This window comes from Metallumcola ferriviriculae, assembly GCF_035573695.1.
Lineage (GTDB): Bacteria > Bacillota > JADQBR01 > JADQBR01 > JADQBR01 > Metallumcola > Metallumcola ferriviriculae.
The window spans coordinates 2,165,431-2,191,351 of record NZ_CP121694.1 but is presented as its reverse complement, the minus strand read 5'-3'; the positions used below and the strand labels follow the sequence as shown (position 1 = coordinate 2,191,351).

Sequence of the window (25,921 nt, the reverse complement as noted above, 5' to 3'; positions counted from 1 at the left end):
CTGTTTTAAAAAAGGTTTGTCAGGAGAATTAATCCACCGACAGTCCAACAATAAATACTAAATAACTTTAAACGACCGGTATTTAATACTTTTAACAGCACCGCGATTGCAAAATACCCTGTAATTCCAGCCGTAATTGTCCCTACAAGGTATTGGATTGGAAAGAAATCCACCGATGTCGTTGAAAACATATCTCCAACCTTCAACATGGTCGCTCCAAAGATTACGGGAATTACTACCAAAAAAGAATACCGTGCAGCGGTGTCTCTATCAAGCCCTACAATGAGCGCAGCAGCGATGGTGCTTCCTGATCGAGATAGCCCAGGCGTAATGGCCAAACCTTGAGCGAAACCAATTATCAAAGCATCTTTAATGGTCATTGTCTCAGAATCTTTTTTTCCGGAAGCAAGAGTTTCTGCTATCCATAGTATTAAACCTGTTACCAACAGCATTATTGCAACCACAGTTATCGACCCAAAAAGTCTTTCAAAAAGGTCCTCAAAAAGCACGCCTATAATTCCCGTGGGAATTATACCTACCACAATCAACCAAAAAAAACGGTCCGTGGGATGGGTAATAAGATGAAAAATATCCTTGCGAAAAAATATTATCACCGATACCAGGGAGCCAAAGTGAAGTAATACTTCAAAAGTAACCCCAGGCGTATTAATTTTAAGAAATTCTTGTATAACGACGAGGTGTCCGGAACTACTGATGGGAAGGAACTCGGTAATCCCTTGAAAAACACCTAATATGAACGCCTCAACGATAGTCATTATTATATCTCTCCCACTTTAAATTTCTCCCAACACAATGTTAGCCAAATTATGGGAGTGGTCACCAATGCGCTCCAAATTGCTGATAATGTCTAAAAATACTATTCCTGAAGTAGTAAAACATTGCCCATGATTTAACCTGGAAATATGGCTGCGCCGGAGCTGCTTTTCTCTTACATCCACGCTCCGCTCCAGCTGCACTACCTCTTGGGCAACATCTTGATCTTCGTTCTTTAAGGACTCAATGGCCTTGGCAAACGTTTCCAGTACCATTGCGCTCATTTCCTGCAATTCCTCAGTTGCTTGTGCTGTGAACGGCAATGTATCTTCTATACGTCCCATAGCCATTTGTGCTATATTTTCGGCATGGTCGCCAACCCTTTCAATATCATTTATTGCGTGTAACAGGCCTGTATGGCGGTTTGATAGTGCCGGGTCCATACCTTTTTGGGCAATTTGGGCCAAATATGTAGTTATCGATTCTTCCAGATTATCAATGATATCTTCCCTTTCAAATACATCCTTAAGTATTCTCTCATCCTGTTTAAAAAAGCCTTGCATGGCATCGGTCACATTGCGCTGAGCCAATTCAGCCATACGGGCGATTTCTTTATTGGCCAAAGATAATGCAATAGCCGGCGTTTTTAACATTCTTTCGTCTAAAAAAACTGGGCCGAATTGTTCTGTCTCCACCTCGCCAGGCAAGATTTTTTCGATAAACTTTACATATATATTAACAAAAGGCAAGAATAATAACGTATTTATGATATTAAAAGAAGTATGAGCATTGGCAATTTGATGTGAAATATCACTGGACGAAATGGACAAAACCCATTCTTTAAAAAAGCCCATGCCTAAAAGAAAAATTAAACTACCCACCAAATTAAACATTATGTGTGCTAATGCGGCTCGTTTAGCGGTCAGATTAGTACCGATACTAGCAAGCAACGCCGTAATGGTAGTCCCGATATTATCTCCCAAAAGAATAGGCAAAGCAGCATCCAATGGAAGCAGTCCCTGACTGGCCATGGCGATTAAAATACCAATTGTAGCACTGGAGCTTTGAATAGCTACAGTCATAAATATGCCTACCCCAAGCCCAAGCAAAGGGTACTGAGAAAAATTAGCCATAAAATCCCTAAAACCCTGAAACTCCCGCAAAGGCAACATAGCCGTTTTCATTAAATCCATGCCCAACAGCAAAATACCAAAGCCCAATATTACTTGTCCCAAGTACTTGAGGCCACGCTTCTTTGCAAAGAAATTAAGAGCAAAGCCCAAGGCAATAATGGGCATAATGTAATGAGTTAACTTAAATGCAATTAACTGAGCAGTAATGGTTGTGCCAATATTGGCTCCCATAACAACCCCAACAGCCTGCTTTAAAGTCATTAATCCGGCATTAACAAAACCTACCACCATCACGGAAGTTGCACTGCTGGATTGAATGATTGCGGTTACCAATGCACCAACCATGACACCAATTATCGGAACTCCAGTAAGGATCTCCAAAATACGCCGCATCTTATCGCCGGCTGATTTTTGTAGGCCTTCTCCCATGTTCTGCATACCATAAATAAATAATGCCAAGCCGCCTAACAAACCAAAAACTAATTGCAAAAGCCATCGCTCCTCCAAAGTTGTCTCTAATGATTGCCGTTATAAATTATATCACTTTCGCCATTAGTTGACTATCTTTTTAACAAAGAAAAAAACATCGGTTATTCCGATGTTTTTAGACGAAAACTCCCGGTTGGAGCTGTTCGTTTAAGTAATCGTTAGGATCTGTGCTAAACAATCTTACCAGTTTCGCCTGATTATAATCTACCAATTCCACTTCCATCAAGCGGCCCTGCCTTTTAACATACTGCCGATTTGTTGATTCTTCGGAAGGAAACATCAACTCCAAGGGCATTGTAGTATACAACACGCTCATGTCTTAGTGCCTCCCGTTCTTTTTCTCTTCAATTAGCTGCTTCAATTTACTAACTGATGCCGCTAAACCACCTACTTCATTGATTAGGCCATATTTAACAGCATCTTCGCCAACTAAGACAGTACCAATGTCCCGTGCTAACTCCCCGGTGGTAAACATTAACTCCCGAAACTTTTCTTCACCAATCGTTGAATGTTCAGTAACAAACCTAACCACCCTATCTTGCATTTTATCCAGATATTCATATGTTTGGGGTACACCGATAACTAACCCCGTCAGCCGAATGGGATGAATAGTCATTGTAGCTGTTTCTGCTATAAACGAATAATCGGAAGCTGTAGCGATTGGCACCCCGATACTGTGCCCGCCACCTAAGACAAGAGATACGGTAGGTTTAGATAAACTTACCAACATTTCAGAAATTGCTAAACCTGCCTCCACATCACCGCCTACGGTGTTTAGTATCACTATAACCCCTTCGATATTATCATTTTGTTCGATAGCGATTAATTGTGGAATAACATGCTCATATTTGGTGGTTTTATTCTGAGCTGGCATTACCAGATGGCCCTCTACCTGCCCGATAATGGTCAAACAGTGTATGCTGCTGGTATTCTCCGGAACATCCACAGTGCCAAGTTCTTTTATATTGGCAGTTTTAGGCGTCCCCTTTAATTTTTTTGGCTTGCGTCTGGGAGAAGGCTGCATGGGTGTTTGCGGCATCGGTGCTGTTGGTGTTGTCACAGGTATTCCAGGTGGCTGCGCATTATCATTCATTTATATCACTCCAATCTATGAAATCTTCTTAGTCCCAAATCCGTCGCGCCAGGAACTTCTTGCTACATGTTAACCGGACGAGATCTTCGAACACGCACTTATAGTATGCGATACTGTCAATAAAATAATACACAGAGAACATGATTAGGTAATGCAAAAAAAATAGACCGCCTTGATATAGTAAGTGAACTAGTCACTTATAATATCCGGCGGCCTTTAATAGGCTTTTCCAAATACTAAACTTCCATAATAATAGGTAAAATCATCGGGCGACGATGAGTCTTTTCAAATAAAAATTTCCCTAAGGTATCTCTTACACTGTACTTAATAGCTGACCAGTCAGCAGCATTATTTTTGCTGCAACACTTCTCCAGTGCCTGAGAAACCCGCTCTTTAGCTTCTTCTAATAGCTCCTCAGATTCTCTGACATAGACGAATCCCCTAGAAACTATGTCTGGCCCGGCAACGACTGCGCCCTTATTTTTATCCAGCGTCAAAACTACGATTAAAATACCATCTTGGGATAACTGTTTCCTGTCGCGTAAAACGATATTACCGACATCGCCTACCCCGAGTCCATCAACCAATACTCTACCTGAAGCGACTCTACCGGCGATACGACCTCGTTTCTTTGAAAACTCTAAGATCAATCCATTTTCACCAACAAAAATGTTTTCTGACGGTATTCCCAAATCTTGAGCTAAGTTTGAATGCTTGACCAACATTCTGTATTCACCGTGGACAGGGACAAAAAATTTAGGCTTTACCAAATTTAACATCAGTTTTAATTCTTCTTGGCTGGCATGTCCGGAAACATGGATACCTGATACAGCTTCATGGATGACGTCGGCACCTAGTTTAAATAGTTGATCCACTGTCCGGGCTACCATTTTTTCATTACCGGGAATTGGGGTCGCAGAAATCACCACTGTGTCTCCGGACATAATTTCAACCCCCTTATGTTCAGATCTGGCCATTCGTGTAAGGGCTGACATCGGTTCTCCCTGACTTCCAGTACTAATGATAACAGTATTTTGTTTGGGTAAACGATTGATTTCATCTAATTCTACGATAGTACCGTCAGGAACATCCAAGTAACCTAATTCAGATGCTACGCTAACAACATTTAACATACTTCGACCGACAATAGCAACCTTTCGTTTGTAATTATGGGCGGTAGTAATTACCTGTTGAATACGAGGAATGTTTGAAGCAAAGCTTGCGACAACAATTCTTTCTTTTGCCTGGCGAAAAATTTCGTCAAAGGTATTTCCAACATTTCGTTCAGACATTGTATAACCCGGGCGTTCCACATTGGTACTGTCGGACATTAGCACAAGTACTCCATTTTCACCCAATTCACTAAGTTTGGCAAAGTCAGTAACATCGCCGTCAACTGGTGTCTGGTCAAATTTAAAGTCCCCACTGTGCACGATAGTACCAATAGGTGTATGCACCGCAATTCCTACGGCATCGGCAATACTGTGGCTAACCCTAAAGAAATCCACTTTAAACGTACCGACTTTAATGGTATCCCTTGGTTTAATACAGTTCAGTTTGATTTTGTCTGCAGAGATAGTGCTTTCCTTCAGTTTCTGCCTCAGCAGCCCTAAAGTTAACCTTGTCCCATAAACGGGTACATTCAAGTCCTTTAAAACATAGGGCAATGCACCAATGTGGTCTTCGTGACCATGGGTTAAAACAATACCTTTGATCAGCTTTTTATTTTCCAACAAATAAGTGATATCCGGAATTACCACATCTATCCCCAGCAGTTCGTCCTCAGGGAAAGTAAGTCCCGCATCAATAACCAGAATGTTATTCCCATATTTAACTGCCGTCATATTTTTGCCTATTTCCCCCAAACCACCTAAAGGAATAAGCTGCAGTTTTCCTTCGTCCGCCATTTACGCACCTCCATTTTCAAAAAATATCTGCCGATACTCCGCCCAATAATTTATAGTACCGACACCTTGACACTAAACAAGCGCTAAAGTTCTAGCGCTTAACCCGAACAAAATACCTATTGTATATTATACTGTAGTTAATAATAAATACAAGCATTTTTAAAAGTCGTTATCTCTATTATTGCTATAATTGAGCTAAAAAATACTCCCGGGGTTCTATTTATCCCCGGGAGTAAGACTTAATCCAATAGGCCTATCTTCTTCATTGTTTCTTTAACAACACCTAGTTCCGACGCAGTGGCCTCAATTAAAGGTGGGCGCAAAGCGCCTACATTGATACCCTTAAGTTTTAAGGCAGCTTTTAAAGGCACGGGATTTGACGTTATAAACAGAGCTTTAAAAAGAGGAAACAGGTTTGAATGTATTTGATTCGCTCGAAAATTATCACCTTGGTCAAAAGCATCAATCATCTCTTTGATGTCGTTTCCTACCAAATGACTGGCAACACTGACCACTCCCTGACAGCCCAATGCTAACATTGGTAGTGTAATTGAGTCATCTCCACTATAAACGGCAAAGTTTTCCGGAAGCTTTACTTTCAATTCAGAAACTTGATCCATATCACCGGCAGCTTCCTTAACAGCGACGATATTGTTTAATAAAGCCAGCCGGGCAACCGTATCAGGCAGCATGTTTATCCCTGTACGAGAGGGTACATTATATAATAAAATAGGCAAATCCGCTTTTTGTGCAATATGGCTAAAGTGTTGGTATAGGGCGTCTTGGGACGGCTTATTGTAATAAGGCACTACTAACATTATACCGTCTACTCCCATGTTCTTCGCTTCCAGAGACAACTTCACAGTATCCGCCGTGTTATTACTCCCAGTGCCGGCAACTACCTGAGCGCGTCCTCCCACTGTTTCCACTACTATACGAAACATTTCCAGTTTTTCATCATGGGATAAAGTGGGGGATTCCCCCGTTGTGCCACAAACAACTATGCTGTCACTGCCGTTATTTACAAGATAATTAGCTAATTCCTTTACCTTTTCCCAATCTATGTTGTTATCCTTATCAAAAGGAGTTACCATTGCTGTTAGTAATTTACCAAAAATCGTTGACACTATACCGCTCCTCTCCTTATCCTGCCTCCCGATGAACACCCTCATGAAGGTTAAATTGCCTATGCAGTGCCCTTACCGCCTCTTGGAGGTCAGTTCTATCCACTAAGCACCAAATGCTGGTGTATGAATCTGATGATTGAATAATTTGAATGCCACTTTCAGTTAACGCGGTCACAATTTTCGCCATTACTCCTGGTACACCAGTCATGGCCGCACCAACCGCGGCCACTTTAGCACAATCTTTCCTCAGTACAGGTTTTAAGCCAATGGCTTCTAACGTATCAACAGCCATATCGACAGCATCATCGCTGACGGTAAAAATTACTTCCTTGGGTGATACATAAATAAAATCCACGCTAATCCCTTCTTTGGCCATCACAGTGAATACACTCAAAGCCATATCTTCTTCTTTAACTAATGGCACCCTAATTTGGCTAATATTTGAAATATAAGTAATACCGGTAATCAAATTATCCCGAATTTTCGTCGAATTTTCATAATTGGTATCGCCTGCGGCAACCAATGTACCTGGATTGTCGGTAAAGGTATTTCTAACCCTTAGGGGAATTCCCTTCTGCATGGCAATTTCCACCGCTCGCGGGTGAATCACCTTGGCCCCTTCGTGGGCCAATTGACATAATTCATTATAGGTTACCCGCTCAAGTGTACGGGCGTCCCCAACCATACGCGGGTCAGCAGTTTTTACCCCGTCAACATCAGTATAAATCTCTACCACCTCTGCCCCAAGCGAAACTCCCAAAGCAGCGGCCGTAGTATCGCTACCGCCACGACCCAAGGTGGTCACCAAACCATCTGCATCTTTCCCCTGAAAGCCGGTTACCACCACGATACGCCCCTCTTGCAAAAACTTTTGTACCTCATGAGGGTCTACTTCCAAAACACGTGCATTTCCATGATTACCATCGGTAACTATTCCCGCCTGAGGGCCTGTGAGACAGACTGCAGGAAACCCCGCCCGTTCCAATTCTGCCACCAATACCACGCCGGAAATGATTTCACCACAAGACATGATTAAATCCAAATCTCTTTTATTCAGGCCGCTATTTGTCTTTCTCACGAGATCAACTAAAGTATCTGTGGCGTAAGGGTCGCCAGTTCTTCCCATAGCAGAAACCACCACAACCACTTGGCAGCCATCTTTTTTCACCTGACTAATCTTTTTGATAACTTCTCGCCGTGAGTCTCCGGTAGCCATAGATGTGCCCCCGAACTTCTGTACAATAACTTTCATAACTCACCTCATAAAAAAGATCATCAATCATAACATCCCTTTAGTTAATAGCTCCGCTATTTGTACCGCATTTGTAGCCGCGCCTTTACGCAAATTATCAGCCACAACCCACAAATTTAAACCAAATTCCACTGTTTCATCCCGCCGAATTCTACCAACAAAAACTTCATCCCTGCCGTTAGCAGCTACAGGCAGCGGGTATTCGTTGTTTTTTGGTGTATCTATAACTAAGATTCCCGGTGACTTAGCAAGTAATTTCCGGGCATCATCAGGAAGAAGTTCATTTTTTAATTGAACATTAATCGCTTCCGAATGACCATTTACCACCGGGGCTCTGACTGTAGTTGCAGTAACAGCAACAGTGTCATCTCCAAGAATTTTCTTAGTCTCGTTCACCATCTTCATTTCTTCTTTTGTATAATCGTTCTCTAAAAACACATCCAAATGAGGGATTACATTAAAGGCGATCTGATGCGGAAACACCTGGGGATTCGCTTCCTTCCCCGCCAATATATCACGAGATTGTTCCCTCAATTCTTCGATCGCTTCGGCCCCTGCTCCTGAAACCGCCTGATAGGTAGATACAACAACTCTACTAATTCCGGCCGCGTCGTGTAAAGGCTTCAAAACGACCGCCATTTGGATGGTGGAACAATTGGGATTAGCAATGATACCATTATGCCATTTGACATCTTCCGGGTTAACTTCCGGCACTACCAGCGGAACGCTAGGGTCCATCCGGAAATTATTACTGTTATCTATTACTATAGCACCGGCCTTAACAGCATCCTGAGCAAATTCCTTACTTGCCGATCCGCCGGCAAAAAGCGCAATATCTACTCCTTGGAAAGAATCAGGCTTTGTTTCCTCAATTGTTAGAATTTCATTATTAAATTTCACTTGCTTACCAGCAGAACGACTGGTAGCCAGCAGTTTCAGTTTACCAATAGGAAAACGCCGTTCTGATAAGACATCCATCAATGCCTGGCCGACAGCACCTGTACCAACGATTGCGACATTGTATTGTTTCAATGTTACATCCCCCTTTACAGTTCTAGGATATTATTAATTAAAGTGTACCCTATTACATGATATGGAACAAGAACCGTCGTTTACAGTTACCGCAAGTTCGTTCCAATTATTTATACTGAATTAGCATAGGTTGAATTTGTTTCCCTGATAAAGCCTGTTCGATAGTTTCGGGCAAATGCTGCATCATGGCTACTAGGGAATTGCTTTTTTCCTCAGGGTTATCCTGACCAAAAGGAACTAAATAGATATGGGCCGTATTGATAGCGATACCTATATTTTTAGCATTAAAACCTAACCCGTCATTAGTTGAGATTGCCAGAACCAATGGCTTTTTATTTCTCAAGTGCGCTTTGGCAGCCATCAATACAGCTCCGTCAGTAATGCCGTTGGTTAATTTAGCCAAAGTATTACCGGTGCAGGGAGCAATTACCATCACGTCTAAAAACCCTTGCGGACCGATGGGTTCGGCCTCCACTATAGTACTAATCGGCGTTCTGCCGGTGATTGACTCGACTTGAGCAAGCCATTTCTTTGCATCACCAAAACGGGTATCAGTTTGACAAACCGCTGTTGAAAATATTGGAAATACCTCAGCGCCTTCAATTACAATGCCTTTCAAATATGGCATAACTTTATCCATGGTACAGTGTGAACCTGTAAATGCAAAACCTACGTTTTTCCCTTTTAAGGTCATGTGACAAGCACCTCCAAAGTTTATGGGAGAGTTTCGGAAAGAATTCTGGGGATAACACGAGCCAGCATTTCACCAGCAGTCTTGGGAGCAACCTTACCAGGCAGGCCAGGTACAAGAAGAGCTTTGATTCCTACCTCCTGGGCATATTGAAAATCGACGCCACCAGGAGCACTGGCTAAATCAATTATTACGGCGGAAGGTGGCAAATAGTCTATTGCCTTTTGCCCTAACACTAACTGAGGAACCGTGTTAAATATAAAATCTGCCCGAGAAAGAATAGTGTCCATCTCCGCCATTAGAATTTGGCCGCAACCCATTTCGCTAGCTCTTGCCAAAGCCGATGGTTTTCGCGCCGCTACCCATGTATCTGCTCCCATTGACTTTGACAACCGAGCCAAAGTAACACCAACCCTGCCAAACCCAAATATTATTACGAAACTGCCATGCAAAGTTATCGGCGATTCGTTCATAGCCAATGCTAGGGCACCTTCAGCAGTTGGAATAGAATTTAATATTGCCAACTGATCATCATTAGCAATTTCAATCAGCTTAAATCCATAATCCTTTGACCATTGTTTTAGCTGCTCGTTAGCTGCTCCCACTAAGACAGGAACATTCTTTGGGATGTTTCGAAGATTTTCATGAGTTAAACGAAGTGGTTTCTCGCTGAAGGCTACTTTGATCTGACCATGATTATCAATTCCCGGCATCGGTAGTATGATAGCGGAGGCGTGTTCCAAGACAGAGTTTATTTCCGTTGAAAAGTCTACCCCCTTCGGCAACAATTCCTTGGAAAAACCTACAGCTGTAACCATTATTCCTTTTCGAACCAAATTCTCCATCAGAAACAGCTGACGCCGGTCTCCACCTAATACTACGATGGATTTGCCCGCAAGAATGTGAGACACTATCTTCCCTCCCATTGTTCCATTGGTAATGTAGTATCACTATATGTCTTGCCATGGCTTTGGTGCTTGTCACTTATTTGATTGTGAGGTGTTATAATAAATTTTCTAGTCCAATCACCATCCTATCAAGATTTAAAACTTTCCTTACCGCTAACACTAGGCCCGCGCCAAACGAACTTCTGTTCAGCGAATCGTGTCTAATGGTCAGCGTCTCACCTTCTCCGCCGAAAATCACTTCTTGGTGAGCAACTAAGCCGGGCAGCCGGATGCTATGAACTGGAACACCAAATATTTCTCCACCACGCACACCTAATGTTTTCTCACGATGCTCAACCGGTGAGTTGGCTGCAGTACGGGATTCACTTATCATTCTAGCCGTTGCTGCTGCAGTACCCGATGGAGCATCTATTTTTTTATCATGATGAAGTTCAACTATTTCACAGTCAGGAAAATACTTACTGCATTCTACAGCAAAGCGCATCATTAAAATAGCTCCTAAAGCAAAATTTGGTGCCACAAGTGCGCCGCAGCGATTTTCTTCGCATAAGCTATGTAATAGAGACACCTGCTCTGTATTTAAACCAGTCGACCCAATTACAGGGCGCACACCCCTTTTCAGAGCCTCAGATGCATTTTCCACTGCCGCCCTTGCGTTAGTGAAATCCACTAAAACATCGGGCTGGGTATTTGCTAGGACCTCAGCTAAGCTAACTTCAACTTTTAAGGGATTATCATTACCTAATACTTTATTAAGAGGCATTCCGCCGTTAACGTCCACTGCGCCCACAACCTCGATGTCAGATTCATTATCCAATACCTTTAGCATTGCCTGCCCCATTTGGCCGTTAGCCCCAGTGAGTACAACTTTAGTAATTTTCATTACCCCCTTTCTCAATCTCTCTCTCATAGAAAACCATCGATCCTGCCAGAACAAAATATAAAAGAACTTAATTTTTACTCATACGTGTACAAGTGATTTCTACCCCGAAATTATAAATTTTCAGTGCCCGGCGGCATGGCGTCTGACAGATACAAAAAAACTGCTGAAGGAATCCCCAGCAGTAAAACTACATAGTTTCACCCCTCTCTTCCCCTTCGCGAGATAGTTCTCCACCACCGGTCGGGATATCCGTTGGTGACAGTGTTATACCTGTTCGGCATAACCCCAGCCCCATTGGGGGGTCACCCAATAGAGACTTCGGCGATGGCCCCTTTCATCCAAGTTCATGGTAACCCTCCGCTAACCTGGATTACTGATGACTCACCGCTCCTCTACCTCACCCCGAAAGAGATGAGGTACATATATAGAATTTTTTATATGTTAACATAATAAGTAATTATTGTCAATTAAACAGAATAGCGATGCATTACTCCATGAGAGTCATCTAACTCCACAATGATTACCTGACTGCCAATTTTCTTTACAGCATGCCAGGGAATGATCAGCTGAGATTTTTCTGTCCAAAAATTAATCATATTACCTTTGCTGGGAAGAATGATCGATTCAATTTCGCCACTGTGGTCATCTATTACCAGATCCGATTCACCTACTACCCCCAGCCTGACACCATTATAAATGTTTACAATCTCCTTACCCACCAATTCACTTAAAAGCATAGTAACCCCTCACTTTCCCGATAGCTTTTGGTAATACCATAAACGTAATGCTAATGGTTGAAGCAGTGTCATTAGTACTGCAACTACAGCAATAGGATCAATATCAATGCCAAATAGTGCGACCTTTTCAGGAATATGTATGCCTAGAAACGTAATCAGCATAATTAAAGATAAATAAATCCCCCCGGCAATGCCTACCAAATCAGTTAAAGCTTTGGAAAAAGGGGAATCTATGGTATCATCCGATAGATTGCGACTAATTAAATTACGCAATCGCTGCTTTTCCCTTGCAGCAAGAAGAGTTAAAATCGATAAAATGGATAAAAAAATAATCCCCGCTAGCAAATCTATCTCCTCCCAATCTATTATTATGATTGGACGGGTCAAGGTATACCAAACTTTGCACAGGGATTATTTATATGTTTCTATTTTAGCTATTTATAAGTGCAGAATCACCGCTTAAACACCTGTATGCCCAAAACCACCATTCCCTCTTTTTGTGTCGCAGTCAACTGACGATACTTCCACCGGTTTTACTTTTGTAATGGGGCAAACTACTAACTGGGCCACTCTCTGGCCCCTTTTAATTACCGCCGGTGTTTTACTTAAGTTTGTCATAATTAATTTCACTTCTCCTCGATAGTCCGCATCGATGGTACCCGGTGAATTAACAAGGGTTATACCCTTCTTTAGGGCCAAGCCGCTACGAGGACGCACTTGGGCCTCATATCCATGGGGAAGCATAATGACAATACCGGTGGGCATTAAGATGATATCTTGGGGATTAATAGTGATTTTATCGTCGCAGGCCGCGTGAATATCCATTCCCGCCGAATCAGCGGTCATATACTCCGGCAGCGGTAACCCCTGTCCATGCGACAATCGGTAAACAGGCAGAGTAATAGACATTAGTAAAACATCTCCTATTATCTGATTTTAAGGACCCCACTTCTATAAGCGAGGATATGTCTTAAAACCCCGAATTTTAGCAAAACTAAACGTATTCACATTAGTAAGCTTTAATGAAACTATAATCAGTGCGTCTCTGCACAGCATTATATCCCGCATCTTTAATACAATGAATTATTTCATCCAGAGGCACCCGATGAGATACACCCGCTGCCCGCACTACGTTTTCTTCAAACATAGTGCCGCCGAAATCGTTGGCTCCAAAAAAAAGCGAGACCTGTGCCATTTTAGCTCCCTGAGTAACCCAGGAGGCCTGAATATTCGGTACATTGTCCAATACTATCCTGGCGATAGCCAGCGTCTTAAGATAATCATGTCCAGTGGCAGATAATCCACCTAATGCGGTATTGCTTGGCTGAAAACTCCAAGGAATAAACGCGGTAAAGCCGCCAGTCTTATCCTGCTGGTCCCGTACATGAATCATGTGCTTTACTCTTTCTTCTATAGTTTCTACGCTGCCAAACATCATGGTCGCTGTTGTCTTCATACCTAACTGATGAGCTTCATCCATTACATTCATCCACTGTTTCCATGATATCTTTCTGGGACTAATATATTTCCTAACCCGGTCCACCAATATCTCTGCTCCACCACCTGGAAGCGAATCTAATCCAGCTGAGCGTAATCTTTCTAGAGTTTCTTTTATAGTTAACCCAGCTTGTTGTGAAAAATGTACAACTTCCGGCGGCGAGAATGAGTGAATGTGTATATCAAAATTGTTTTTGATATTCTGAAGCATTTGCAAAATATCATTGAACTTGAGATGAGGATTGAGACCGCCCTGCATTAAAATTTGAGTTCCTCCATGGTCAATGGTTTCCTGAATCTTTTCAAATAATTGCTGTTCAGTAATTACATAACCCTCGTTATGATTTTCACCCCGATAAAATGCACAAAACCGACATCCAACTAAACAAATGTTGGTGTAGTTAATATTTCTATCAATCACAAAAGAAACAATGGGCTCCGGTTTGATTTTGTTTCTTATCTCCAAAGCTACCTTACCTAGTGGTAGTAACTCTGCCTTATTAAACAATTTCACAGCCTCAGACTCAGAAACCCTCTCACCCGATACGGCTTTTTTAAAAATAGCTTCAACCGACAAGATTATCACCCCAAATTTTTAGTTCGGGTACATGCTTTAACAAATCAATATCTGCAGCCTCTTTATAATAGCGCAGCAATGCTGTTTGGTAGTAATCATTCAATTGGTGTTTTATATGTGCAAAATGCTCCGAAATTAAGTCTCTGGGTAAATGATGAGTTTGCTCAGCTTCATTAATTAGTGTCTCCATGTTTTCTACGCCCCAAGCTTTAGACTTTAAGAAGGCACCCGCAACATTTGCCAAACCCTGAGGGTCAGCACTATAAGAATTACGTATTACCCATAAAGCAAAAACCATTGGCAGACCGGTATAATTTTTCCAGACCTCACCCAAATCATAAACGTAAAATTCCTTTACATTCCGAGATTCTCTTAAAGCATCATCTCCTATTAATAATGCTGCATCCCCCTGGGTAAGCATTGACGATAAATCAGGTTCTCGTGTTAACAACCGAGGCTTCACGCGCCAATATTTTGCCAAAAGAATTTTTAATAATACCACCGAAGTAGCTGAAGATTTCGTCATAGTAAGAGTCTTTCCGTCTAACTTTTCCGCTGGTAACTTACTGATAAGTAAGATACTCGTCACCCGCCCGTCAGCACTGATAGACATATTGGGAAGAATTAGGCTTTTTTCGGAGTTACGCGCATATTCAATAGATGATATAGGAGTAATATCTAACTTGCCGTCAATAAACATTTTGTTCAATTTTGTCGGCGGTCCGTGGAATAAATCGACATTAATTGGCACTATTCCTTTTTCAATCCCGTAATAAACAGGAAGACAGTTGAGGTAATTTATTCTTCCCAGCCGAATTCTTGCATCCATTAGAAACTCTCCCTGACTACATTATAAAGGGTATCGCGCTCAACAGGCCGTCTCCCAGCAGCTTTTATCATATTTACCAGTTCTTTTTTAGTAAGGGCCTGTCCTGCTTCTCCTCCGGCTGCCTGGGTAATCTTTTCTTCGACGACTGTACCATCGATGTCATCCACACCAAAAGATAGAGATATCTGTGCCAGTTTTGCACCAACCATGATCCAAAATGCTTTTATATGGTCAAAGTTGTCCAACATTAGACGCGAGACAGCAAGAACTTTTAAGTCTTCAAATCCAGTAGTTCTACTTTTGATAGGCTGTTCTAACCGAGTATGTGCGGGATGAAAAGCAAGCGGAATAAATGATTGAAAGCCACCGGTTTGATCCTGTAATTCTCGCAGCTGAATCATATGGTCAATACGTTCCTCGTATGTTTCAACATGTCCATAAAGCATTGTTGCGTTAGATTTTAAGCCTGCATCATGTGCGGCCTTCATCACATTCAGCCACCGTTCGCCGCTGATTTTCTTGTCGCAAATTTTTTCTCGGACCCTTTTAGCAAATATTTCGGCTCCGCCACCTGGCATCGAACCCAAACCAACTTCTTTTAAATCGTCAAAAACTTCCGACACTGATTTCTCGGACAGTTGGCAGAGATAATCTATTTCCACTGCTGTAAACGCCTGAATATGAACGTCAGGTAAACACTTTCGCACAGTTTTTATCATATCCAAATAATATTGATAAGGCATGTCGGGGTGAAGCCCGCCAACCAAATGGATTTCAGTTACCCCGGAGTCTTTGACTTCCAAAGATTTTCTTCGGATTTCTTCCATATCCATAAGATATGCATTCGGCTTATCCGCTTCAACACCGAACGCACAAAGCGGACATAAATTGACGCATATATTGGTATGATTGATATGTCGGTTAACAATAAAGTAAGCATTATCGCCATTAATTTTTTCTCTCACCATGTTGGCCATATAGCCTAAAGTTAACAAATCATTACTTTGCATTAAACGGATACCGTCCTGCCTGGTTAAGCGTTGTCCGGCATTTACTTTAACCAATAAATCATGAAGACTGTTTTCCTTAAATAAAAAATCCATCGATCTCTTCCTCCTATAATCCAGAATTCGCTAATAACTGAGGCCATAATAGTTCATTATTGGTCTGTCCAATAGTAGTAGAGGAAAATGACGCCCTATTAAACAATCGTTCTGCTACCATGTGGATATCCTGTCTAGTAACCGTATTAATCTCTTTTACAATTTCTTCTGCTGTCACGACTCTATCAAAAGACAATTCGGTTTTTCCCAGCCGGCTCATGCGACTGGAAACATTTTCCATACCCAAAAGTAGGTTGCCTTTAATTTGGTCCTTGGTTCTCTGCAATTCCACTTCAGTTACACCCTTATTCTTAAATGAGTAGATTTCCTTAAGGATAACCTCTATTAATTCCTGATAGTTCTCCGGACTTGTCCCAGCATATATGGTAAATAAACCTGTGTCACTGTAACTGGTGTGGTAAGAATAAATGGAGTATGCTAAACCACGTTCCTCTCTTATTTCCTGAAATAAGCGCGAGCTTAGTCCGCCGCCCAACATATTGTTCAGCGCATAAAGAGCGTAAATGTCCTTATCATCTTGGGATAAACCAGGTACGCCCAGACAAATTTGCAACTGCTCAGTGTCTTTAGCAAAGTTCCTGCTGCGGGCCTGGAAAACCGCAGGACTCATTAGGCGTTTACCACCATTACGCCTAAACTGTCCAAATACATCATCTAACCGATTAACCACTTCATGATGTTTTATATTTCCGGCCACCGCTAAAACCGTGTTTTCTGGAACATATTGCTTATACAAATACTCAATTACCTGATCTTTGCCCAAACTTGAGACCGATTCTGCTGAGCCTAATATCGGTCTTCCTAGAGGATGATCCTGCCAAACCGTTTCCGAAAAAAGGTCGTGAACCAATTCGTCCGGAGAGTCCTCATACATTTTGATTTCTTCCAAAACCACCTTTTTTTCTTTGGCCAAATCCAGCTCAGCAAATAGACTGTTAAAATACATATCACTAAGAACCTCAATAGCAAGTCCTAAGTGTTCGGCTACTACCTTTGCATAAAGACAAGTATACTCTTTGGTAGTAAATGCATTGAGGTGACCGCCAACAGCGTCTAGTTGTTCAGCAATTTGTTTAGCGGTTCTATTTTTGGTCCCTTTAAAAAACATATGTTCCAAGAAGTGAGACAACCCTAACTGCTGCTCGCTCTCATCCCGTGAACCACAACCTATCCAAATGCCTACAGCTGCCGAGTGAACTGAAGGTATCTCCTCAGTGACCACCCTAACTCCATTGGCCAGTTCCTGCTTTCGATACATGTTGTACCTCCTTTACAATATTAATAAAAATTCGGGAATATCAGTGTGATTTCCTTTAAAATTCTAAAAGAAAACTTGATTAAAAACATAGTTATAGTTTCATAATGTAAACTCCCGGCTTAAGTTCTTGTTCATTCTAATTGTGCAAAGTGCCCAACGGCGCCGGCGTGTAACAAGGAATTTTGCTGTTTTAGTTCCAATGACTTTACACCTATCGCTATGGCCTTTAGTAGTAATAATACCATCGAAAATTTATATACTTTCCAAGGATAAAAAAAGTAACTAGGAATTGACCTAGTTAACCCCTTATTTATGGGAAATTATCCGTAACTAAAATTTCCCAGACAGTCCAGTAGTTTCATTACTTCGTTGATTAATTTACTTAACTTGCGGGCAGGGAAATCATTAAAGGAACGGATGCTTTTTTCTCTTTGTCGATATAAAGGGATAGTTTCCCGACCTGAAGGTATTGGTCAAACGGGGACGCAGTTCTATCTAATTCTAATCGACGTTCCACCAGATTACTTTGACTGCTGGGGTAGACTAAGACCAAAGGTTTTGCGGTTTTAGCCGGAATAGTTTTAGTGCCTTCATTATCAACAATAGAAACCTGCCCCCAAACAGTATGTTTTGGTATATATTGGACAGCGAAATTTTCAAAACCGTAATCCAACAATCGTATGCTATCACCATACCGATCGCCGCTTTTTAGAACGACCGAAACCAGTTGGAGATTATTTCGCTTTGCTGAAGCAACCAAACAACTGCCCGCAGCTCTGGTTGTACCGGTCTTTACACCGTTTGCACCAGCATATTTCCACAGTAATTGATTGGTATTTCGCAAGTACCTTTTTCCTTGTCCATTGAATGGAATTGTTTCATGCTTTTCATCCACTACATCAGCAAACATTTTCTTGCTGAGCGCGTATTTGGCTATAACAGCTAAATCATATGCAGTGGATAGGTGCCTTTCGTCTGGAAGTCCATTAGGGTTCACAAAGTTACTGTGACTGGCCCCTAATAATCTTGCCTTTTGATTCATCAATAAAGAGAATAGTTCTACATTACCAGCAACATGCTCTGCAAGAGCAACCGCCGCGTCGTTGCCGGATTTAATCATAGCCCCTTTTGTCAGTTGTTCGACTGTTAACTTCTCGCCCGCGATAAGATGAATTGACGCTTCACCTGTGGATGCGGCGTTTTCACTAACTGTTACTATATCTTCTGCGTTTGTTAATTCTAAAGCTAACAAAGCCGTTAAGATTTTTGTAGTGCTAGCGGGTGGTTTAGGCTGAAAAGCATCTTTATTATAAAGTATCTTACCGCTTTCCGCTTCAATTAGTACTGCATTAGTAGCAGTTATTGATGGTTTACCCCACAACGGCTGGGGATTAGCCAATAATACGCAGCTCAACAAAAAACTAAAAATTACTTTTCTTAACATAAAAACACCGCCCTTTCAGCATTTTATTATGCCTTGGCGGTTGGTTAGTTATTTAATGAAAACATTTTTTAATTATTGTCTGATAAAATTTTACTTACCGGTACTATCTTATAGCCCTCATTCTTCAATTCGTTTATCATACCAGGAAGCGCCTTAGCTGTGGCTTCAGTGGGATGCATCAAAACTATGGCCCCATTATGCGCCTTGTCTACTACTTTGCTAACAATTTGGTCAGGGCTTTTATCCCTTCGCCAATCTACCGTATCAATACTCCAAAGTATGGTGGTATACCCAAGACTTTCTGCCGCCTTCAAAACATGATCATTTCGTTCACCTGAGGCCGGTGCAAAAAGGGTAGTTTTCTTCCCGGTTACTTGCTCAATTATTTTTTCTGCTTCCTTTATATCCTGCCGGTTTTGTTCTAGACTCATGGCATTAGGGCTATTGTGTTTCAAACCATGGTTTCCGATTTCGTGGCCGGCCCGGGAAATATCCATCGCATCATTTGGAAATTTTTCGGCCCATCTTCCGGTAAGATAAAATGTAGCCTTTGCTTCATTCTTCTCTAGTGCATCCAACATTTCCGATAGAAATTCCTGTCCCCAATCAACATTAAAGGTAAGCGATATTTGTTTCTCTGTATCCATACCTTGATAAATGGGTTCAGTAATAGTAGGCACTGACGTAATTTGCTGCCATAAACTTAGCCACAAAATTAATAAAATTAAAGTTGCAGTAATTAACCCCCAGATTAAGATTTTACGCTTTGGTAAAAAAATTACCTGCATTCATTACTCACTCCCCTGAATTTGTTTTTTAAGCTCTGATGTGCCTGAAATCCATATAGTTAATACTCTACCCTCGATTCGGGACCTAATAATTACTGGCTCTTGGAATTTATTATAAAATTTAAAGTCGAGTCCCGGGAAACTAATGGCCGCATCCCGACCTACCGGTACATAATAAACCTTTTTACTGTGGGGATGTCTTTCCACGATTTTTAATTTAGCTGCCATTGTAGCATTATATAAAGTACTGGATACTTGACAAACACCTCCCCCGGCATCCATACCGTGGCCTTCGCCAATTATTATAGGTGCAGCCTTGTAACCTTTTTCAACGGTGCGCGGCCCTATAGATGCGTTAAAGGAGAAAAGACTTTGCGCTGGAACGATAGTAAAATTTAATTTTTTCGCAGCCAAGGTAATATTGGTGAGTCTATTTGTGGTGCCCGATACAAATGTTGTATATGTTCCCAGAGTTTCATCCAATCGTTTTATTAAATCTACAGTTATTTCCGGTTGCACCTGTCTTACCACTAAGGTTATCTGTTCTCTCCGTTTAGCTGACATGATTTTTCTCTTAGACTGCTCTATGTCTACCTCCACACCCTGTACTTCCTTGACAATTTCGCCATTGTCCATCATAACAGCATTTTTTGGCGGTCGATTTTTTTCTATCGCTAAGTGAGTTACTAAACGTGTTACTTCGGGGGGCAGATAGCCCCCCACATTGAGACCCTCGACAGTAACGCCTGGCTTCACTCCATAGATAACTCTTTGCGCTAGGCAACCCCCAATACCGGCCAAGAGCAACATCAGCATAACTCCCATAAGTATCTTCCAGTTTTTAGACATCAATATTGATATCCTCAACTTTGCCACCTCAATTAAATCTGCTGTAATAGATTTATTCATTTTACGCTTTGCTAGAACAATCAAAACCAACTTAGTTTATCTGATTAGCTTTAGCTTATTCAGATCTTTTATCTGCTGGCTGTCAACCTATGTCCAACGGCGCGCTACAGGTCAGTAAGCTTAGTTGAATTTGTACCTCCTCAGAACTTATACTTTCTAGTCGGTATAAAATAAAAAAAGCACTTACATGTTATAAACACATAAGTGCCGGAACGGTATTCTTTAAGTTCTTGAAATGGCTTATGGAAAAAAATTTTGACTGGGTTGCAAAAGCCAAACGTAACACGGTATTATTTAGAAAAATCTATGATCCTATATTAGGAAAGGACCAGTGCGTCAAACTTAATGCAAAACAATCACTGGGAAGTTATCCCCGAATTCGGGCCATTGGTAGATGCTCTATTTTTAGTATTCCGGACATTGATTCGATGGAAAGACCTCCTGATTATTTTGGTAGTTATGTCTAAACCAAAAATTAGAAGGGTAGGTGGAGATCTGGCTTTATAATAAATAGAATATATCTTTCTTTGCACGTGATATAATCATAGGCGAAAAAGCATGCTCTCAAAGAAATGTTAACTGAAACAACGAAGTGTGGAATAAAGCTTCGGGAAGTCTATGGAGATAAAGCCTATTTTAGAAAATCAATACTAGATGATATCAAAGAAACCAAAGCAAGTGCATACATACCCGTGGGTTCCACTGTTTATAGACTAGATGAAAGTGAATTTACCTATAATAAAGATTCTGATGAATGGCAATGTAGCCAAGGGAACACGACCGACCGAAAGAAGTATTTTAGAAACAAAAGGAAAGAAGGAGGAGTACGTGAAGGCTACAAATACTATTTCGAACGTGTAAGACCTGTCCTTTACATGATGACTGTGCCAAAAAAGTGCGAGAAGAATCATTAGCGTAGGATTGAACACTTCAGAATTCTATGAAATATCTCAATACCAGAAAACAGATGAGTTCAAGGAAAAATATAAAAAAAGAGCATCCATTGAAGAAAAAAATACGGAGCTTAAAAGATTTCATGGCCTGTCTCGAGCTAGGGGATATGGTCTATTAAGTGTTTCCAAACAATCAAAACTAGCAGCCATCGCAGTAAATATAAAGAGGATATCAGCAAAAGTATCCTCTTCATTTACTGGATTTTTAAACAAATATATGATTATTGAAAGTCGAATGAGATATTTAACCAATTCATAAAAAACACGGAAAAAAAACGTTGGTTTTTCACTGGTCTCGAACCGTCCCTGTGCTACAGGCCCTTGTAGTTGGGTTTTCTTTTTTTGAGGAAGGCAGTAGCGCCCTCTTTTAAGTCTTCTGTCGCAAACAGCTCTCCGACCAGATCGGCTTCTATATCCAAGCCATCACGCAATGAACCTTTTAAGCCTTCGTCAATAGCCTGCTTGGCCTTTCTAATTGCTAAGGGGCCTTTGGATAATATCTTTTGGGCCATTTCACGGGCGGCATTTACAGTCTCACCTGCTGGAACGACGCGTTCTACCAGGCCTATTTGCAGTGCCTCCTGGGCCATGACCGCATCCGCAGTGAAAATAAGTTCTTTCGCTTTACCCTCACCAATCAACCGGGCCAACCGTTGGGTGCCGCCATATCCGGGAATGATGGCTAAGTTCACTTCCGGCAGGCCCAGCCGCGCCTTTTCGGAGGCAATACGAATATCACATACTAGTGCGAGTTCGCAGCCTCCCCCAAGGGCAAAACCGTCGATGGCCCCTATTACCGGAATCGGCAGGGCGGCAATCTTGTCAAACACTCTTTGCCCCGTCTGTACCATCTTTTTACCTGTGTCGGAGTTGAGCGAGGGAAATTGAGAAATATCCGCCCCGGCCACAAAAGCTTTCTCGCCTGCTCCTGTAATAATGACTGCTCCGACCTCTTCCCCCTTAATTACCTCCACAGTTTCATCTAATTCTTGAATGACCTGCGCATTTAGAGCGTTAACCGGCGGATTATCAATAGTTACTTCCGCAATTTTGTCCTTAATAACAAGTTTTACTAATTTCCCCATTAAAAACATTCCTTTCTATGATATTTGGTTAGAATATAAGGCCAATGCTAGCCAAATACTGCTGCCAACCGGTAGCGGTATAAATCCTCCGCCTCACTGATAATTCCCTTCACTACATCCTCTACTGTTTCAATCTCGTTAATTAAACCTACTGCCTGGCCGATAGCAAAAGTAGAATTCTCAATGTCACCCTCAAACAAAGCCTTCTTTCCTACTTTACCGCTAATAATGGCTAATAACTGTTTCAGAGTTGCTCCGTGGGTTTCCATACCCAGCACTTGATAAGCAGCACGGTTTTTCATCGCTCGCATCGGATTGCGAATGGATCGCTCAATGATTATGGTATCAGTTTCTTGGGCATTTACCACCCATTCCTTAAAAGCCGGATGCGCGGTGCACTCCTGGGTCGCCACAAACCTTGTACCCAAGACTACGCCTTCAGCGCCAAGGCTAAGTGCAGACAACAAACCCCTGCCGTCAACTATCCCACCCCCTGCTAACACCGGGATATCCACAGCCCGAGAGGCTTTATTGACAATCAAGGCCGTAGGCACATCATCCAAGCCGGGATGACCGCCGCACTCAAAACCGACTACAGTTACCATATCAACACCGATTTCAGCCGCCTTTTTAGCAAAGCGGACAGAAGGAACTTTGTGAATAATTTTTACGCCTGCCTGTTTTAAGTCACCAATAAAATCCTTAGGACTTCTTCCCGCCGTTTCCACTACCGGGACTTTAGCTTCAATAACTGCTTCAACATACTTCGGGGTCATATCCCCAGGCCCTACAGTAGGCAGCATAGAAATATTTACTCCAAAAGGCATGCTTGTAAGCTCACGAGTTTTCCTTATCTCTTCTAATAAGTCTTCTTTTGAAGGATGCATCGCAGCAGAAATAACACCTAACCCGCCGGCATTAGAGACCGCTGCGGCGAATTCAGCACATGCCAGCCACTGCATGCCACCCTGAATAATGGGATATTGAATATCTAATAAGTCCGTAACTCTGGTCCTAATCATTTTTTCCTCCTCTACCAAACTTTCTCCTTACAAAAAGTAAAATTCCTCCAAAAAACTCGGTTGCAACCTTATTACTGCGATACTCGCGGCCTAGCCACCGGGCAGCTGGTAAGGCATTTAAAACAGTTATAATACATACCTAGGCTTTGCGCTTGATAATAATTCCAAAAGTCCGTACTGCTAAATGCTTTATCCCACTTTTCCGAATCACTTGCATCCAGTTCTCTCAGCCACTTACCATAGTTGCCCAAACCATGCGGCTGCAGGTGTAAAAAGCACTTGGTCACATTGGTTCCTTTGTCTGATAAAGCGCCGGAAGGACAATTGTTGATACAGGCTTTACAATGTCCACACGGGTTATAATACAGCACTTTGTCTCCCTTCAAAGGAGCGTTGGTCACCACAGCGCCCAACCTGACCCGAGGGCCTAACTCTTTAGTTATCAATAGCCTGCTCTTACCCAACACCCCCAGGCCCGCCCCTACGGCAGCGTGGCGTAACGATATTTCCCCCGAAAGCCCCTTTGTCTCCTTAGACATCTCAACAGGGATGTGTGGCGCTATAGAGGCCGCATCATAGCCAAGAGTCTCCATGTACCTCCCAATACGGTAGGTTATACCATGCAACTCTTCGTAGGTTGCATTAGTGTGGGACGTGGCAACCTGGTAGTTTGAATTACTAATTGAGCCCCACAGCATCCTGATCCCGAAAACAACAACGGCCTTTACATTGGGTAGCACCACTTCCAATTTTCGCTCAGGAAAATAATCAGGAATGGCACTGGGCTCCGCTATTCCGACAATATCTACTCCTTGGCTTTTGGCAAATTCCTTCAGTTTTACCTCCATTAGCTATTTCCCTCCCCGCTTGATTTGACGAAAACCCAGCACTCGTACAACTAAAGCAGACTATTCAACCAGCAGCACACTGGCTGTGTTCAGAGCTGTTTTGGTCTGCTCTATTAACTCTTCAACTACCTCTGAAACACTTTTTATTTCATTAAGAACATTTAAACTCTGACCAACTTGGACAGAACCATTCTCGATATCGCCTACCAATGCGCCAAGCCTGTTGGTTCCCGTCGCCAATTTGTCTAGAATTTCCTGCACAGCACCGGAACGCTCCTGCTCCAGGTACTCTTGCGTAAACTTATTTCTCAGGCCCCGCACCGCATGCCCTCTGGAAAACCCGGTGACCTCCGAATCGGTATCCGTTGCTTTAATAATGCTATCCTTCATCTTCTGGTGAGCCTGGCATTCGGTAGTGAGCAAGAACCTCGAACCCATCTGCACTCCTGCTGCACCCATCACCAAGGCTGCAGCAACTCCACGCCCATCAGAAATACCGCCCGCTGCAATTACCGGAATTTTCACCCGGGGAATGATATTGGTCATTAGAGCCATGGTTGTCAATACGCCAATATGCCCGCCGGCCTCCATGCCTTCGATGACAATGGCATCTGCCCCGTTTTCCTCCACCCTTTTCGCTAATTTGACATTGGGAATAACCGGAATTACCTTTATCCCTGCACTTTTTAAACGGTCAAAATAGGGTATGGGGTTACCGGCACCCATGGTGACAAAAGCAACTTTTTCTTCACAAATTACCTCAATTAATTCGTCTATATGCTTATCTTTAAGCATCATGTTGACACCAAAAGGCCGGTTTGTTAATTCTTTAGTCTTTTTAATTTCTTCCCCCACCCAGCTTACCTCTCGGCCACCCGTTGCAATTACTCCGGCCCCTCCGGCATTGGACACTGCGCTTGTTAAGACGGATTCTGAAACCCATGCCATTGCACCCTGAATAATTGGATATTTAATAGCTAATAGTTCTGTCAGTTTTGTTTTCATCACCAATTCCTCCCTCGCAAGTCTGTAAGCTAGATTAACAATAAGGGGGCATTGTTATTAGCTTGTAATCTTCTTAAAATTTTTAACAAATAGTAGAGCTATTTCGAAGGACATCATGCCCATCGCCAAAGGCACCATTGCCAGGATAGGGTAAACCGGCCATCGCACAGTGCCAATGTTCATTTTCTGTCCAATACGAAAAGCTTCTATCGCATACTTAAAAGTAAACCAGGTGACAACTACATATATGAGCAGTTCTACACCAAATATAATGATATTTATCGGCCTGCGTATAGTGCCGGGAAAACGTTCCGTAACAAAGTCCAGCCTAGGGAACGTTCCTTGTTTATGGGCAATGGGAATAGCCCACAAAACTAGCAAAGGAAAGAAAATTCGTTCAATCATGTTATAGGTGCCCGGTATCAAATCCGCTCCCATAACATAGCGCCCGTAAACCGAAATAACGGTAAAAATCATAATAAACATTAAACATATTCCACTTCCAAACGCAGCCATATTTTCTTCAATTTTATTAAGAGAGATTTTACGCATTTAC

The 25,921-nt window shown here is 42.1% G+C and carries 26 protein-coding genes, 1 pseudogene and 1 riboswitch; of the genes and pseudogenes, 1 reads left to right on the top strand and 26 read right to left on the bottom strand.

Annotated elements, in window-relative coordinates:
• Window positions 1-5: 5 nt before the first annotated feature.
• The 21 genes from uppP to MFMK1_RS10855 all read right to left on the bottom strand — a co-directional run bounded on the left by uppP (window position 6) and on the right by MFMK1_RS10855 (window position 20,392).
• Complete coding sequence (gene uppP, locus MFMK1_RS10955) at window positions 6-776, bottom strand: undecaprenyl-diphosphatase UppP (protein ID WP_366921744.1); 771 nt, start codon at window positions 774-776, stop codon at window positions 6-8.
• Window positions 777-794: 18 nt separating this feature from the next.
• Window positions 795-2,396: a Na/Pi cotransporter family protein gene (locus MFMK1_RS10950; RefSeq protein WP_366921743.1), complete on the bottom strand. Its 1,602-nt coding sequence runs from the start codon at window positions 2,394-2,396 to the stop codon at window positions 795-797.
• Window positions 2,397-2,511: 115 nt separating this feature from the next.
• Window positions 2,512-2,712 (bottom strand): YlzJ-like family protein, encoded by a 201-nt coding sequence (locus MFMK1_RS10945; RefSeq protein WP_366921742.1) that lies wholly within the window; start codon window positions 2,710-2,712, stop codon window positions 2,512-2,514.
• A 3-nt stretch (window positions 2,713-2,715) separates the two neighbouring features.
• The gene (locus MFMK1_RS10940; protein WP_428846267.1) at window positions 2,716-3,489 is read right to left on the bottom strand and encodes a ClpP family protease; all 774 of its coding nucleotides are present in this window, start codon (window positions 3,487-3,489) and stop codon (window positions 2,716-2,718) included.
• Window positions 3,490-3,725: 236 nt separating this feature from the next.
• A complete protein-coding gene (locus MFMK1_RS10935; protein WP_366921741.1) occupies window positions 3,726-5,396 on the bottom strand; it encodes a ribonuclease J in 1,671 nt (556 codons plus the stop codon).
• A 239-nt stretch (window positions 5,397-5,635) separates the two neighbouring features.
• Window positions 5,636-6,523 carry a 4-hydroxy-tetrahydrodipicolinate synthase gene (gene dapA / locus MFMK1_RS10930; protein ID WP_366921740.1) on the bottom strand — a complete coding sequence of 296 codons (888 nt, stop codon included), beginning with the start codon at window positions 6,521-6,523 and terminating at the stop codon, window positions 5,636-5,638.
• Window positions 6,524-6,539: 16 nt separating this feature from the next.
• Window positions 6,540-7,775, bottom strand: coding sequence for an aspartate kinase (dapG, locus tag MFMK1_RS10925; protein ID WP_366921739.1), 1,236 nt, complete (start codon window positions 7,773-7,775; stop codon window positions 6,540-6,542).
• A 27-nt stretch (window positions 7,776-7,802) separates the two neighbouring features.
• Window positions 7,803-8,807, bottom strand: a complete 1,005-nt coding sequence (locus tag MFMK1_RS10920) for an aspartate-semialdehyde dehydrogenase (protein ID WP_366921738.1) — start codon at window positions 8,805-8,807, stop codon at window positions 7,803-7,805.
• A 106-nt stretch (window positions 8,808-8,913) separates the two neighbouring features.
• Window positions 8,914-9,501 (bottom strand): dipicolinate synthase subunit B, encoded by a 588-nt coding sequence (locus tag MFMK1_RS10915; RefSeq protein ID WP_366921737.1) that lies wholly within the window; start codon window positions 9,499-9,501, stop codon window positions 8,914-8,916.
• Between the two features lie 20 nt (window positions 9,502-9,521).
• A complete protein-coding gene (gene dpsA / locus MFMK1_RS10910) occupies window positions 9,522-10,409 on the bottom strand; it encodes a dipicolinate synthase subunit DpsA (RefSeq protein ID WP_366921736.1) in 888 nt (295 codons plus the stop codon).
• A gap of 91 nt (window positions 10,410-10,500) precedes the next feature.
• On the bottom strand, window positions 10,501-11,289 hold the full coding sequence (gene dapB / locus MFMK1_RS10905; protein ID WP_366921735.1) for a 4-hydroxy-tetrahydrodipicolinate reductase: 789 nt from the start codon (window positions 11,287-11,289) through the stop codon (window positions 10,501-10,503).
• Between the two features lie 215 nt (window positions 11,290-11,504).
• Window positions 11,505-11,692, bottom strand: a riboswitch (Lysine riboswitch).
• 64 nt (window positions 11,693-11,756) lie between these two features.
• Window positions 11,757-12,026 (bottom strand): YlmC/YmxH family sporulation protein, encoded by a 270-nt coding sequence (locus MFMK1_RS10900; protein ID WP_366921734.1) that lies wholly within the window; start codon window positions 12,024-12,026, stop codon window positions 11,757-11,759.
• A gap of 9 nt (window positions 12,027-12,035) precedes the next feature.
• Complete coding sequence (locus MFMK1_RS10895; RefSeq protein ID WP_366921733.1) at window positions 12,036-12,371, bottom strand: hypothetical protein; 336 nt, start codon at window positions 12,369-12,371, stop codon at window positions 12,036-12,038.
• A gap of 114 nt (window positions 12,372-12,485) precedes the next feature.
• The gene (gene dut / locus MFMK1_RS10890; protein ID WP_366921732.1) at window positions 12,486-12,935 is read right to left on the bottom strand and encodes a dUTP diphosphatase; all 450 of its coding nucleotides are present in this window, start codon (window positions 12,933-12,935) and stop codon (window positions 12,486-12,488) included.
• A 100-nt stretch (window positions 12,936-13,035) separates the two neighbouring features.
• A complete protein-coding gene (gene mqnC / locus MFMK1_RS10885; RefSeq protein WP_366924928.1) occupies window positions 13,036-14,103 on the bottom strand; it encodes a cyclic dehypoxanthinyl futalosine synthase in 1,068 nt (355 codons plus the stop codon).
• Complete coding sequence (locus MFMK1_RS10880; RefSeq protein ID WP_366921731.1) at window positions 14,090-14,929, bottom strand: menaquinone biosynthetic enzyme MqnA/MqnD family protein; 840 nt, start codon at window positions 14,927-14,929, stop codon at window positions 14,090-14,092. The genes mqnC and MFMK1_RS10880 overlap by 14 nt, the downstream gene beginning before the upstream one ends.
• Window positions 14,929-16,032 (bottom strand): aminofutalosine synthase MqnE, encoded by a 1,104-nt coding sequence (gene mqnE, locus MFMK1_RS10875; protein ID WP_366921730.1) that lies wholly within the window; start codon window positions 16,030-16,032, stop codon window positions 14,929-14,931. Before mqnE ends, MFMK1_RS10880 begins: the two co-directional genes overlap by 1 nt.
• 13 nt (window positions 16,033-16,045) lie before the next feature.
• Window positions 16,046-17,311 carry a M16 family metallopeptidase gene (locus tag MFMK1_RS10870; RefSeq protein WP_366921729.1) on the bottom strand — a complete coding sequence of 422 codons (1,266 nt, stop codon included), beginning with the start codon at window positions 17,309-17,311 and terminating at the stop codon, window positions 16,046-16,048.
• Between the two features lie 382 nt (window positions 17,312-17,693).
• Window positions 17,694-18,755 (bottom strand): D-alanyl-D-alanine carboxypeptidase family protein, encoded by a 1,062-nt coding sequence (locus tag MFMK1_RS10865; RefSeq protein ID WP_366921728.1) that lies wholly within the window; start codon window positions 18,753-18,755, stop codon window positions 17,694-17,696.
• A gap of 68 nt (window positions 18,756-18,823) precedes the next feature.
• Window positions 18,824-19,543, bottom strand: a complete 720-nt coding sequence (locus tag MFMK1_RS10860) for a polysaccharide deacetylase family protein (protein ID WP_366921727.1) — start codon at window positions 19,541-19,543, stop codon at window positions 18,824-18,826.
• 3 nt (window positions 19,544-19,546) lie between these two features.
• Window positions 19,547-20,392, bottom strand: a complete 846-nt coding sequence (locus MFMK1_RS10855; protein WP_366921726.1) for a VanW family protein — start codon at window positions 20,390-20,392, stop codon at window positions 19,547-19,549.
• Window positions 20,393-21,015: 623 nt separating this feature from the next.
• Here MFMK1_RS10855 and MFMK1_RS10850 point away from each other — a divergent pair.
• Window positions 21,016-21,664, top strand: a pseudogene (locus tag MFMK1_RS10850) (transposase); the annotation flags it as partial.
• Between the two features lie 52 nt (window positions 21,665-21,716).
• Here the strand turns inward: MFMK1_RS10850 and MFMK1_RS10845 are convergent.
• The 5 genes from MFMK1_RS10845 to MFMK1_RS10825 all read right to left on the bottom strand — a co-directional run bounded on the left by MFMK1_RS10845 (window position 21,717) and on the right by MFMK1_RS10825 (window position 25,917).
• The gene (locus MFMK1_RS10845; protein ID WP_366921725.1) at window positions 21,717-22,490 is read right to left on the bottom strand and encodes an enoyl-CoA hydratase/isomerase family protein; all 774 of its coding nucleotides are present in this window, start codon (window positions 22,488-22,490) and stop codon (window positions 21,717-21,719) included.
• Window positions 22,491-22,537: 47 nt separating this feature from the next.
• Entirely contained in the window at window positions 22,538-23,512 is a 975-nt protein-coding gene (locus MFMK1_RS10840) for an NAD(P)H-dependent flavin oxidoreductase (protein ID WP_366921724.1), read from the bottom strand.
• 71 nt (window positions 23,513-23,583) lie between these two features.
• A complete protein-coding gene (locus tag MFMK1_RS10835) occupies window positions 23,584-24,360 on the bottom strand; it encodes a hypothetical protein (protein ID WP_366921723.1) in 777 nt (258 codons plus the stop codon).
• A 60-nt stretch (window positions 24,361-24,420) separates the two neighbouring features.
• Window positions 24,421-25,365 carry a DUF561 domain-containing protein gene (locus MFMK1_RS10830; RefSeq protein WP_366921722.1) on the bottom strand — a complete coding sequence of 315 codons (945 nt, stop codon included), beginning with the start codon at window positions 25,363-25,365 and terminating at the stop codon, window positions 24,421-24,423.
• Between the two features lie 57 nt (window positions 25,366-25,422).
• Window positions 25,423-25,917, bottom strand: coding sequence for a TRAP transporter small permease (locus MFMK1_RS10825; RefSeq protein WP_366921721.1), 495 nt, complete (start codon window positions 25,915-25,917; stop codon window positions 25,423-25,425).
• Between the last annotated feature and the right edge of the window lie 4 nt (window positions 25,918-25,921).